Raw genomic sequence first — 12,003 nt, forward strand, 5'->3', positions numbered from 1 at the left:
ACCGCCACGACATCACGGTGGAGCTGTCAGCCCAGCCCCGGGACGCCGCCGCCATCGGGGCCGCGGCGCTGGTGGTGCAGGCGTCGATCGCCCCGGGTCACTCCTCGTTCCGGTAGAGCTGCGACGGCAGGTGGCTCGTCGCGCCCGCGGCGGTGTGCACGACGACGCGTACGCCGTCGGCAGCGCCGCCCTGCCGCCCCGGCCACCAGGCCGCGAACCAGCCGGCGCGGAGGCTGGTGTGCACCACGGTCCCGTCGGGCAGCTCGATGTCGACCTTCGTGACGCCGGCGCCGGCCCGGCCGACCACCTGCGAGTACCACTCCTCATGCCCGGTCGCCCCGATGGACTCGATCGTCGCGGTGCCCGTGGCCGGGGCGGGCCCGGATCGGTCGAGCAGATCGGCGCCGGTCGCCTCCCCGCCGAAGAGCGTGCAGCTGACCAGGTCGCCGCCGTCCTTGGCGACCAGCAGGAGGGTGGTGTCCGCGCGGCGCTCCGCCAGCAGGACGTCGTCCGCGCCGGGCGGGGTCCGCCAGTCCGCGCCCCAGCCCTTCGCGCACGCGCGGGCCTGTGGCAGCACGTCGGCGCCGGCGAGGGCCAGCGGGGTCGTCCAGGACGCCTGCGCCTCCTCCTGCCCGCCGGGCCAGAGAATCAATCCGGCTGCTGTCACCGCGGCGGCCACCAGCACGCCGGTTCGCTTCGGTGTTGCCTTTCCCGGAAATGTCAGCCTGCTCGCGGCGTACGCGCGGCGCTCCGGCGTGGGCTCGTAGTCCCGCATCGGATCGAGGGCGGACAGCTGCTCCCACTCGTTCATGCTCTGCTTCCCGTCTTCTGCTTGGGGGCCGCGTCCAGGGCGGCACGCAACCGCTGCCGGGCCCGGGTGAGCCGCATCCGGAAGGTGGCCGGGCGACAGCCCAGCACGGTCGCCGCCTGCCCGTCGTCGAGCCCGTCGAAGGCCACGAGCGCGAGCACCTCGCGGTCCGCGGGGCTCAAGGTCCACCACGCCCGTACGAGATCGATGCGCGCGTCGACGCCGGGCGCGCGGTCCGCCTCAGCCGTGGTGACGTCGGCGACCATCCGCACGTCCACGACGCGCCGCCGCAGCCGCTTCCGATCCTGATTCGCCAGCAGATTCCGGGCGATGCCGAACAACCAGGGCCGCGCATCCGCCGGCAGGTCCGCGAACCGCCGCCACGCCACCTCGAAGGTCGCCGCCACGATGTCGTCCGCGTCGTCGTCCGGAATGCGCCGCTTCACAAAGCGCAGCAGATCGGCGTAGGTCTCCGCATGCAGGGCACGTAGGCGCTCCTCAGCGGGGGTCATGTGCTGTCTCCGGGATCCACACTCCGTACCTGTCGCCGGTGGACGAGGTGTCACAGGGCCGGTAATTCTTCCGGCAGCGGGGTGCTGTGCACCAGGTCCAGCCGGGAAACCGCCCGGGTGAGCGCCACGTAGAGCAGCCGCAGCCCCGGCTCGGCGATCTCCCGGGGCTCGACGACGACGACATGATCGAACTCGAGGCCCTTCGCCTGGGTGGCCGGCACGACCGTGATCCGAGGGCCCAGGTCCGGCAGCGCCGCGGCCCGGTCGTCCGCCGCGATCACCGCGACAGAACCCTCCCGCGTCCGGGCGATGCACGACTCCGTGGTGGCGATGAGATCGGAGGTGGGGTGCAGCCGCAGTTCGCCGTCGCGGCGGACGGATCGGGCCACCGGCACGTCGACGCCGAGGTGGGGCAGCAGCTGGTTGGCGAAGTCGAGCACCACCGCGGGCACGCGGAAGCCGGCGGTCAGCGCGGTGACCGGGGTGCCGGGCTTGCCGAGATGCGCCACCTGCTCGTGCCAGTTCGTGGCCGCCCAGGGGCTGGTGCCCTGGGCCAGATCGCCGAGCACGGTGAGGGACCCGTGCCGGCTGCGCCGGGCGAGCACCCGGCACTGCATCGGCGACAGGTCCTGGGCCTCGTCCACGACGATGTGCCCGAAGCCGGGCGGGTGCCCGATGGCCCCGGCGAGCTCGTCGAGCAGCACCAGATCCGCCGCCGACCACGGGGCACTCTTGAAGGTGCGCGGCGGGCGGGCCCAGAGCAGCGCCGCCTGTTCGTCCGCGCCCAGGATGCCGCCGGCGGCCCGGGCCAGTGCGGCGGGGTCGCTGAAGAGGGCGGTCAGCAGCTCCTCCGGGCGCACTCGGGGCCAGCAGGCGTCGAGCACCTCGGTGACAGGCCGGGCGCGGCTTGTCTTGTCCAGCCACTTGCGGGTGGGCGACTCGCCGTGGTGCTCCAGCTGCCGCTGCAGGAGGGCCACGATCCGCGTGCGCCATCGTTCGCGCCCCACGCCGTAGGGCAAGCCCTCCGCGCGGACCTGCCGGAATTCGCGGAGCAGGGCGACGGCCGGGACGCGCAGCCGGTAGGAGCCGTCGGGCAGGACTATTCCCTCGGCCCTCTCCGCCGGCGACCTGAGCAGGTTGTCCAGGGCCCGGCCGAGCACCTGGGCCATGCGTACGTCGTGCTTGATCGCCGCGGCCCGCTCGCCGTCCGTACCGCGGGGTGCCCGATCGCCCAGCACTTCCGCGAGAGTGCGCTGCAGGACGTCGACCTCGCCGAGCGCGGGCAGGACCGCCGAGATGTACTCGAGGAACGCCGGGTTGGGCCCGACCACGAGGACGCCGGTGCGCTGGAGCTGGTGCCGGTGCGTGTAGAGCAGGTACGCGGCGCGGTGCAGGCCCACGGCGGTCTTGCCCGTGCCCGGGGCGCCCTGGACGCACAGCGACCGGTCCAGCTCCGCCCGGACGAGCTCGTCCTGCTCGGGCTGGATCGTCGCCACGATGTCCCGCATCGGGCCGACCCGCGGCCGCTCGATCTCCGCCGTCAACAGCCGGCTCGCCCCGCCCAGCTCCTCGCCGTGGTCCAGCCGCTCGTCCTCGAAGCCGGTCAGCTCGACCGGCGGCCGGCTGCTCCACCCGAACCGGCGGCGCACCGACACGCCTTGCCGGTCCCGGGGGCTCGCCCGGTAGAACAACGCCGAGACCGGGGCACGCCAGTCGATGACCAGCGGCTCGCCCCGCTCGTCGACGACCCGCCGCCGCCCGAGGTAGTACCGGTGACCGTCGGCGAAGGAGAGCTTGCCGAAGAACGGCGCGCCGGGCGGCTCCTCGGCCAGTTCTTTCGCGTAGCTCTTCAGCATCCTGCCCAGCGTTTCCGCGGTGTACCTGTCCCCGGCCACGTCCTCCCCGGTGGCGACCCGCATCCGCGCGTGGTCGAGCATCCAGGCGAGGGCCCGACGTACGCGATCGAGATAAGCCCGTTCCTCCGCAAGCTCCATGGGCAATACTGTAACCGAGTAACGAAATTGACCGCGTCTCATTTGCTACCGTGATCCGGTGGAACACAGGGGCCTGCGGGAACGCAAGAAACAGCGCACGTTCGACGCTGTCTCCACGCTGGCGATCGACATGTTCCTGGAGCGTGGCTACGACAACGTCTCCGTGAGTGACATCGCCGCCGCGGCCGAGATCTCCAAGCCCACGCTCTTCCGCTACTTCCGGTCCAAGGAGGACCTCGCGCTGCACCGGCTCGCCGACTACGCCGGCGAGCCCGCCCGGATCGCCGCCGGGGCGCCGGATCCGCTCGCGGCGCTGCACCGGCACTTCGTGGACGGCCTGGCCCGCCGGGACCCGGTGACCGGGCTCAACGACGACCCCGCCGTGCTCGCCTACCACGACCTGGTCTTCTCCACGCCCAGCCTGTCCGCCCGCGTCGGCGACTTCCAGCTGCGCGACGAGGAGAGCCTCGCGGAGGCGCTGGCCCCGGCGATCCCCGACCCGCTCGCCGCCCGGCTGGCCGCCGCCCAGATCCTGGCGGTGCAGCGGGTGCTGGCCCGGGACAACTGGCGACGCCTGAGCGCGGGCGAGTCGGCGGCGGCGCTCCACCCGGCGGCGGCCGCGGCGGCGGACCGGGCCTTCGCGCAGCTGCGCACCGGAATCAGCTGACGCCCCCGCCACGCTCGCCGCCGTTGGTCTGGGCGCATGTTCGAGGAGCGTCAGGTGGACGAGTGGCAGGAAGGCTTCGAGCAGCGCGCCGCGCGGCCGCTCGGATGGCCCGGCTCAACGCCTCCGTGCAAAGCTCGGACGGGCTGATCGAGGTCACGGTCGGCCGCTCGGGCGAGCTGACCGACCTGCGGCTGAGCGAGCAGACCCGGCACCGCTCCGCCGCCTCGCTGGCCCGCGACATCCTGGCCACCGTGGCGGACGCCCGCGCCGAGCTGGCCGACCGGGCCGCCGCCGTCGTGGGCGAGACCATCGGCGCCGACAGCGAGGCGGGCCGCGCCGTGCTGGACACCTATCGCCGCGACGCCCGATGACCGATCGCTTCGAGGTCCGCCCGGCCGACCTCCTCGCCCACGCCGGCCACATCGGCACGGTCGCCGCCGGCGTCGAGCAGGCACAGGCGGCGGGCGGGGCGGTGCGGGCGGGCTCCGGCGCGTACGGGCAGCTGTGCGCGATGGTGCCGGCCATGCTCAACGTCCTGCAGGGCGAGCTGATCGACGGCATCGCCGACAGTGCCGCGTCGCTGCGGGACATGGGCGACCAAGTGCGGCTCGCCGCCCGGCAGTACCTGCTGACCGAGACCACGTCAAGCCGCTCTCGGAGGCCCTGGACTGGCTCGCCGGCGACCCCGCCCAGATCGCGGCCCACGCCCAGACCTGGCGCAACGTCGGCACCCGCCTGACCGACGAGGCCGGCACCCTCCTCCGCGACGTCCGCTGGGACCTCGACGAATGGCAGGGAGCCGCCGCCGGCGCCTACCGGGCCTTCGCCGCCCGCCGCGCGGACACATTGCGCACCCTCGCCCGCGCCTCCGAGGGCATGGCCCTGATGACCGAGGGCGCCGGCCTCCTGATCGCCACGGTCCGCACCATGGTCCGCGACGCGATCGCAACCGTGGTCTCGCGCCTGATGGTCTACGCCGGGGAGCTGGCCGCCTCCCTCGGCGCCGCCACGCCGCTGGTGATCGAACAGGTGTCGACGCTGTGCGCCTCGTGGGCGGCGAAGATCGCGCGCTGGCTGCGGCAGCTCCTGTCCAGCCTGCGCCGCCTCGGCTCCGCCATGGACGAGCTGGGTGCGGCGATCGCGACGCTCCGCCGTGCCGAGGCGAGTGACATGGGCACTCGCCGGGAACGGCGGGCGAGCAACGCCGCCCCGGGGAAGCATCCGGTGCCCCCGAGCCGCGTACCGCACGACTGGCTTCCCGCCGGCGATCCGGTTTATCACGCGGCAAACCGGACAGCGATCGGGTACGACTCGGCGACGATGCTGAACTTCGACACCGCCCGGCCCAAGCCCGGCTATCACGACGTCGTCGTGCACGGGCAGCCTGACGGACACTTCCGCCCCGGGCTCGTCGGGGCTGACGGACAGGACTACCGGGCCAACGTCACACACGCCGGTCAGATCGCCGACGCCATCCGAAGCAATCCGGGCTGGGGCGGCGGACCGGTGCGGCTGATCTCGTGCCACTCCGGCCGGGTCGTGCCCGGTGCGGACGTCCCGCCCGCGGCGCAACAGGTCGCCGACGCGCTCGGGGTTCCCGTTCTCGCACCGACCCAGACGGTCGGGGTCTACCTGGAGGGCGACGCGGACCGCGCGGTGCATATCTTCAACAACGGCAAGTGGAAGCTCTTCGAGCCGGGAGGCGGCACGTGATGCGGTTGGCGGGGATGTTCGCCGAGCTGAGTGTGCTGCGTCCTCCGACGCCGCAGCCGAGCATCCATGACCACATCGCGGCCGGGCAGCTGCCCGACGCCGAGGACGTGATCCGCTATCTGCGAGCGGGGCACCGGCTCATCGCCGCCATGGGTGGCAACGACGATGTGCTCGATCCCGCGGAGTACGTCATGAACGGCGATTCCGTCCTCACCGACGGCACGTGGTTGTGGCGCGCGGATCTGGCCCACTACCTCGATCGTCATCATGTCGAACTGCCGGCGGAGTTCCTGGAGTTGATTCGCAGCCGCGATTACACCGTGCCCGCGATGGACAAGGCGGACCTCGCCGCCTGCGCCGAGTACGCCGGTCACCTCGTCTTCTTCGGCGAGGACGAATGACGGAGAGAATGCGGGTATGCAGACAGCGGGAATGTTCGTCGAACTGAACCAGGGGCATCATCCGGACCCCGGGCTCAGCATCCATGACCACATCACGCCGGAGCCGCTGCGGGACTGGGATCGTGTCGTCGCCTATCTCGAGGGCGGGCATCCGCTGATCGACATGATGGACATCGAGGACGATCCGCTGGACCCGGGGCGGCAGACCATGAACGGGTGTTCGATGCTGACGGACGGCGACTGGCTGTGGCGCTACGACTACGCGTATTACGTCCGGCGCCATCATGTGGGGCTGCCCGGGGAGTTTCTTCAGTTGATCCGGGCTCGGCACTACATCGTCCCCGAGCGGTCCTATGACGAGTTGTTCGCGGCGGGTGAGGAAGCGGCGAAATACGCCTTCGGGCTCAACGGCGGCGTTCCGTTCACTCCCGGCGATCTCGGCTGATACCTCGGCGGTGACCGTTTCACGACAGCGGCGGATCGGGTGGGGCGTGGGACGATGCGCTGGTGGGGCGGGTTTTGCTCGAGCGGGAGCGGGAGATCGCGGAGCTGGCCGCCGCCGCTGGGGAGGCGGCCGGTGGGGGCGGGTCGGTCGTGCTCGTGTGCGGGGAGGCGGGGATCGGGAAGTCGGCGCTCGTCGAGGCCGTGCGGGGGGTGCTGCCGGCGGAGGGGCGGCTGCTCGTCGGGTACTGCGACGATCTGGCGACCCGGCGGACGCTCGGGCCGTTCCGGGATCTGGTGGGGAGCGTCGGGCCGCGGTTGACGGCGGCGCTGGCGGAGGGGCGGGATCGGAACGAGCTGCTGGAGGCGTTGCGGGGCGAGTTGAGCTGGGCGCAGCAGCCGACCGTGCTGGTGGTCGAGGACGTGCACTGGGCGGACGAGGCGACGCTGGACGTGTTGCGGTATCTGGTGCGGCGGGCGGCCGGGCTGCCCCTGGTGCTGGTGCTGACCTATCGGGACGACGAGATCGGGCGGGAGCATCCGCTGCGGGATCTGCTCGGGCTGGTGTCGCGGTCGGAGCGGGTGCGGCGGCTTCCGCTCGGGCGGCTCTCGCGGGCGGCGGTCGAGAAGTTGAGTGCGCGGGACGCGGGCAGGATCCATGAGCTGACGGGCGGCAATCCGTTCTTCGTCGTCGAGATCATCGCGGCCGGCGACACCGTACGCCCCCCGCCCACCGTCGTCGACGCGGTGCTCGCGCGGCTGCGTACCGTGGCGGGAAGTGCCCAGGACGCGCTGGAGCAGATCGCGGTCGTGCCGTCGGCCCTGGAGCGGTGGCTCGTCGACCGGCTGGTGCCCGGCGGGGTCGCCGCGCTCGCCCCGGCGGAGCGGAACGGGCTGGTCACGGTGGCGCCGGGGCGGGTCACCTTTCGGCACGAGCTGATCCGGCGGGCCGTCGCCGACTCCCTGCCCGCGGCCCGGCGGATAGCTCTCAACCAGCGGGTGGTCACGGCGCTGCTGGAGCACGGCGACGTCGATCTGTCGGCCGTCGTGCACCACGCCGCGGAGGCTGGGGACACCGACACCATCGCCGCCTATGCGCCTCGGGCCGCCGCCGAGGCGATCGCGGCAGGGTCGCACCGGGAGGCCGTGGGGCATCTGCGGCTGGCGCTCGAGCACCGGGACGCGTACCCGGTGGCGGAGCAGGCGGAGCTGCTCGACCGGTACGCGATCGAGTGCTACACCAACGGGGACAACGAGACCGCCCGGGTCAGCCAGCAGGAGGCCGTGGCGCTGCACCGGGACGATCCTCGGAAGCGGGGCGCCAGCTACCGGTGGCTGTCGCGGATCGAGTGGATGAACGGCCGGCGGGACGCTGCCGAGCGGGCGGGCGCCGCGGCGGTCGCCGTCCTGGAGCAGGCGGGCGACGATCGGTTGCTCGCCATGGCGTACAGCAATCAGGCGCAGCTGGCCTGTCTGGCCGCCCGCGAGGCGGAGGCGATCGCGTGGGGTGAGCGGGCCGTGCGGCTCGCGCGGCAGGCCGGCGACCAGGCGACGCTCTCGCACGCGCTCAACAACATCGGGCTGGCGAAGGTGCAGGCCGGCAACCCGCTGGGGCGGGCCGACCTGGAGGAGAGCCTGCGGGTGGCGCTGGCGGCGGGGGAGTCCGAGCACGCCTGCCGGGCGTACGTCAATCTGATCTGGAATCTCCTGGACGAGCTGCGCCTGGCCGAGGCCGAGAAGTATCTGACGGAGGCGCTGGAGCACGCCGCCTACGCCGAGCACCGGATGTTCCACACCTATCTGACGGTGGAGCTGGGGCTGCTGCGGCTCGCCACGGGACGCTGGGACGAGGCGGTGCAGTGCGGCGAGATCGGCGCGGGGTCGGCCATGGCGGCGCGCAGCCCGGCGCTCGTCATTCTTGCCCGGGTGGGCGTCCGGCGCGGCGAGCCGGGCGCCGCGGAGCTCGTGGCGCAGGCGTGGGCGGTGGCCGAGGAGCTGCGCGAGCTGCAGCGCACCGGACCGGCGGCCGCCGTGCGGGCCGAGGCGCAGTGGCTGCACGGCGGTGACCCGGGCGCGGTCGCGGTGCTGGAGCGGACCTACGCGCAGGCGTGCGAGCTGGGCGTCGTCGCGCAGGAGGCCGAGCTGGCGTCCTGGATGACCCGGCTGGGCCGCCCGATCCGCCCGATCGCGGGCGATCACCCCCACGCGCTGCACATCGCGGGCCGGGTCACCGAGGCGGCTGCGGCCTGGCGTGCCGTGGGCTGCCCCTACGAGTACGCCGCGGCGCTCGCCGACAGCGACGATCCCGGCGACCTGCTCGTGGCGCTCGCGGAGCTGGACCGGCTGGAGGCGGCACCCCTGGCCCGGCGGGTACGCACCCGGCTGCGCGAGCTCGGCACCGTGCGCGTGCCCCGGGGCCCCACGGACGGCACGCGGCACAATCCGGCGGGGCTCACCGGACGGCAGCTCGAGGTGGTGCACCTGCTCGGCGCGGGCCTGACCAACGCCGAGATAGCGGAACGGCTGACCCTTTCCGTACGAACGGTCGACGCCCACGTCGCCGCCGTGCTCACCAAGCTCGGGCTGCACAGTCGTCGCGAGGTGGCGGTGCGCGCGGCCGAGCTCGGTGTGCCGCCGCCCCGGCATAGGTAGCCGTTACCGATCCGCGGGCGGGGCCGCCGGGCGTACCTCTGCAGGGGTCCGATTTTCTCTGGGAGGAACCACCGATGGCTGTGGACCAGGACAAACTGATGAACTTCCTGCACCGGTTCGTGGGCGATCTCGGCGCGGCGGCCGCGGCCGGCAACGTCATGATCGGCGACCGGCTCGGGCTCTACAAGGCACTGGCGGAGAAGCCGCAGCGGGCCGTGGACCTCGCCGCCCGCACCGGCACCGCACCCCGCTACGTCGAGGAGTGGCTGCGCGGGCAGGCGGCCGGCGGCTACGTCGAGTACGACCCGGCCGAGGACATCTACTGGATGACCGAGGAGCAGGCGTTCTGCCTGACCGACCCGGACGGCGCCGTCTACGCGCCGGGCGCGTTCCAGCTGGCGCTGGGCGCGTTGCGGGCCGAGAAGCGGATCGCCGAGGCCTTCCGGACGGGCGAAGGGGTCGGCTGGCACGACCACGACGCCGAGGTCTTCGAGGGCTGCGACCGCTTCTTCCGCCCCGGCTACACCGCGAACCTGCTCACCGCCTGGCTCCCCGCCCTCGACGGCGTGGAGGAGAAGTTGCGCGCCGGGGCCCGGGTGGCCGACGTGGGCTGCGGGCACGGCGCGTCCACCCGGCTGATGGCGGGCGCCTATCCGGCGTCGACCGTCGTGGGCTCCGACTATCACGCCGGCTCGATCGAGCACGCGCGGACGCTCGGCGGCACCTACGAGGTCGCGGCGGCGGACAGTTTCACCGGCGGCCCGTACGACCTGGTCACGACCTTCGACTCGCTGCACGACATGGGCAACCCGCTCGGCGCCGCCAAGCACATCCGCTCCGCCCTGGCGCCCGACGGCACGTGGATGATCGTCGAACCGTACGCCGGGGACTCGGTCGCCGAGAACCTGAACCCGGTCGGGCGGGTCTACTACTCGTTCTCGACGTTCCTGTGCGTGCCGAACGCGCTCTCCCAGGACGGCGGCTACGCCATCGGCGCCCAGGGCGGCGAGCGTCCCATCCGCAAGCTCGCCGGGGACGCGGGCTTCACCCGCTTCCGCCGGGTGGCCGAGACGCCCTTCAACATCGTGTACGAGGCGAGGCCGTGATGACCTTCCCCGACCTCACGCACGTCGCCGTCACCATCTCCGACCCGGCCGTCAGCGTCCCCTGGTACACCCGGCTCTTCGGCACCGAGCCGGCCGTCGACGAGGACACCGGCCCGTTCCGGCACATCGTCTACGCCCTCGGCACCACGCTCTACGGGCTGCACGTCTTCCCGCGACTCGTCGGCGAGTCCTTCGACCCGGCCCGGCGCGGCCTCGACCACGTCGCCTTCGGCTGCCCGGACCGGACCGCGCTGGAGAAGTGGCAGCAGCGCCTCGACGAGCTCGGGATCCGGCACGGTGGCATCGAGGACGCCGCGTACGGGTCGGGGCTGTCCTTCAAGGACCCCGACGGCATCGCGCTGGAGTTCTTCGCCCCGCCGCCGTCATAGCAGCTCCCGCGCTCGCGCACGCTCCTGGGCGGCCTCGGTGGGACGGCCGAGGTCGTCCAGGATCTCCGCGCGGCGCAGGTGGCTCTCGCCGGCGGCCGCCCGGTGACCGAGCCGCTCGTACGCCTCGCCGGCCGTCGCGTATTCCAGCAGAGCCTCGGCGGGGTGTCCCTCGGCGACGGCCAGGGCGCCCAGGTTCGCGTGGACGCCGCACACGCCCATCTGGTCCGGGAAGGACTCCAGCATGGTCAGGGCGTCACACAGGTCGCGGCGCGCGTCGGCGAGGCGGTGGGCGTCCAGGGCGAGGAGGCCGCGCTCGCGGACGGCGTACGCGAGCAGGTAGGCGTCGTTGTCCTGCCGGGCCGTGGCGATCACCCGGTCGTTCAGGGCTGCCGCCTCGGCGGGCCGGCCGCTGAGCTTGTACGCGACGGACAGCGTGCTCAGGGCCCACGGCCGGCGCACCCCGCGCACCCATTCGATCGCCTCCCCGGGCCGCCCCGAGACGTTGCAGACCAGGCCGAGCGTGATGCGCACCTCGTCGGCGTCGTCGGCGGCGCCCGCCTGCTCGTAGAGGTCGAGGGCCCGGCGCAGGGCGGCTTCCGCCTCCGCGTACCGGCGTACGACCCGAAGCGCGCGCCCCTGGCTGAACAGGGCCGCGGCGAGGGTGCCGGGCCCCGCGAGCGCCACGGCCTCCTCCGCGGCGGCCAGGGCGGGCCCGGCGAGACCGGCCATGCCGTAGCCCCACGACACCCAGTGCAGCGCGCGGGCCCGCCGGGAGTCGTCGCCCAGGGCCTTCGCCGCCTCGGCCGCCGCCGTCCACAGGGTCAGCCTGTCGGCGTGGTCGCTCACGCGGCGCAGCGTCGGCAGGGTCGCGAGGACGAGATCCCACACCTGCTCGTGCAGTCCGAGGGCGAGACCCTGGTGCGCGGCGGCGATCGCGTTGTCCCGCTCGCGGGGGTCGGCGTGCCCGGTCAGCCAGGCCAGCAGCCGGCTCAGGCACTCCCGGTGCTCGGCGGCGGTCAGGTTCTCGGTGGCGAAGAGGCGCAACAGGTCGTGCAGCCGGAACAGGCCCGGCGCCGGCGTCTCGACGAGGTGGGCGTCGACGAGCCGTTCGAGCGCGGCTGCCACGGTCCGCTCGTCGGTCCCCGCCAGGGCCGCCGCGGCGCCGGTCCCGAAGGTGCGGCCCGGGTGGGAGCCCGCGCGGCGGAAGACCTCCTGCTCGGGGGCGGGCACCGTCGCGGTGACCTGGAACTCCTCGCCCACCACGGATTTCGCGGGTCTTGCGCCCCCGTCCACGACGGGCGCCACGTCCAGCACAGCGAT

Annotated in this window: 13 protein-coding genes; 9 read left to right on the forward strand and 4 right to left on the reverse strand. The window is 73.4% G+C overall.

Annotated features, from left to right (window positions below; all coding sequences use genetic code 11):
* Positions 1 to 97 precede the first annotated feature (97 nt).
* Genes RBH18_RS40250 through RBH18_RS40260 form a run of 3 tightly spaced genes read right to left on the reverse strand, consistent with a single transcriptional unit; the run spans position 98 to position 3,314 of the window.
* Complete coding sequence (locus RBH18_RS40250) at positions 98 to 811, reverse strand: hypothetical protein (RefSeq protein WP_306215783.1); 714 nt, start codon at positions 809 to 811, stop codon at positions 98 to 100.
* Positions 808 to 1,320 (reverse strand): RNA polymerase sigma factor, encoded by a 513-nt coding sequence (locus RBH18_RS40255; RefSeq protein ID WP_306215784.1) that lies wholly within the window; start codon positions 1,318 to 1,320, stop codon positions 808 to 810. Before RBH18_RS40255 ends, RBH18_RS40250 begins: the two co-directional genes overlap by 4 nt.
* A 50-nt stretch (positions 1,321 to 1,370) precedes the next feature.
* Complete coding sequence (locus RBH18_RS40260) at positions 1,371 to 3,314, reverse strand: HelD family protein (protein WP_306215785.1); 1,944 nt, start codon at positions 3,312 to 3,314, stop codon at positions 1,371 to 1,373.
* A gap of 58 nt (positions 3,315 to 3,372) precedes the next feature.
* Between RBH18_RS40260 and RBH18_RS40265 the strand changes: the two genes are divergently transcribed.
* The 9 genes from RBH18_RS40265 (at position 3,373) to RBH18_RS40305 (ending at position 10,683) form a co-directional block, all read left to right on the forward strand.
* The gene (locus tag RBH18_RS40265) at positions 3,373 to 3,981 is read left to right on the forward strand and encodes a TetR/AcrR family transcriptional regulator (RefSeq protein ID WP_306215786.1); all 609 of its coding nucleotides are present in this window, start codon (positions 3,373 to 3,375) and stop codon (positions 3,979 to 3,981) included.
* Positions 3,982 to 4,043: 62 nt separating this feature from the next.
* Positions 4,044 to 4,352, forward strand: a complete 309-nt coding sequence (locus RBH18_RS40270; RefSeq protein ID WP_306215787.1) for a YbaB/EbfC family nucleoid-associated protein — start codon at positions 4,044 to 4,046, stop codon at positions 4,350 to 4,352.
* Entirely contained in the window at positions 4,349 to 4,720 is a 372-nt protein-coding gene (locus RBH18_RS40275; protein ID WP_306215788.1) for a type VII secretion target, read from the forward strand. Before RBH18_RS40270 ends, RBH18_RS40275 begins: the two co-directional genes overlap by 4 nt.
* 107 nt (positions 4,721 to 4,827) lie before the next feature.
* Positions 4,828 to 5,694, forward strand: coding sequence for a hypothetical protein (locus tag RBH18_RS40280; RefSeq protein WP_306215789.1), 867 nt, complete (start codon positions 4,828 to 4,830; stop codon positions 5,692 to 5,694).
* Entirely contained in the window at positions 5,691 to 6,095 is a 405-nt protein-coding gene (locus RBH18_RS40285) for a hypothetical protein (RefSeq protein ID WP_306215790.1), read from the forward strand. Before RBH18_RS40280 ends, RBH18_RS40285 begins: the two co-directional genes overlap by 4 nt.
* Positions 6,096 to 6,126: 31 nt before the next feature.
* Complete coding sequence (locus RBH18_RS40290; protein WP_306215791.1) at positions 6,127 to 6,540, forward strand: hypothetical protein; 414 nt, start codon at positions 6,127 to 6,129, stop codon at positions 6,538 to 6,540.
* 62 nt (positions 6,541 to 6,602) lie between these two features.
* Positions 6,603 to 9,188 (forward strand): ATP-binding protein, encoded by a 2,586-nt coding sequence (locus tag RBH18_RS40295; protein WP_306215792.1) that lies wholly within the window; start codon positions 6,603 to 6,605, stop codon positions 9,186 to 9,188.
* 74 nt (positions 9,189 to 9,262) lie between these two features.
* On the forward strand, positions 9,263 to 10,294 hold the full coding sequence (locus RBH18_RS40300) for a class I SAM-dependent methyltransferase (RefSeq protein ID WP_306215793.1): 1,032 nt from the start codon (positions 9,263 to 9,265) through the stop codon (positions 10,292 to 10,294).
* Positions 10,294 to 10,683 (forward strand): VOC family protein, encoded by a 390-nt coding sequence (locus RBH18_RS40305; protein WP_306215794.1) that lies wholly within the window; start codon positions 10,294 to 10,296, stop codon positions 10,681 to 10,683. Before RBH18_RS40300 ends, RBH18_RS40305 begins: the two co-directional genes overlap by 1 nt.
* Here the strand turns inward: RBH18_RS40305 and RBH18_RS40310 are convergent.
* On the reverse strand, positions 10,678 to 12,003 hold a 1,326-nt coding region (locus RBH18_RS40310), incomplete at its 5' end, for a maltotransferase domain-containing protein (protein ID WP_306215795.1). The genes RBH18_RS40305 and RBH18_RS40310 overlap by 6 nt on opposite strands.

It is taken from the genome of Actinoplanes oryzae, from assembly GCF_030757795.1.
In the GTDB taxonomy this organism is placed as follows: Bacteria; Actinomycetota; Actinomycetes; order Mycobacteriales; family Micromonosporaceae; genus Actinoplanes.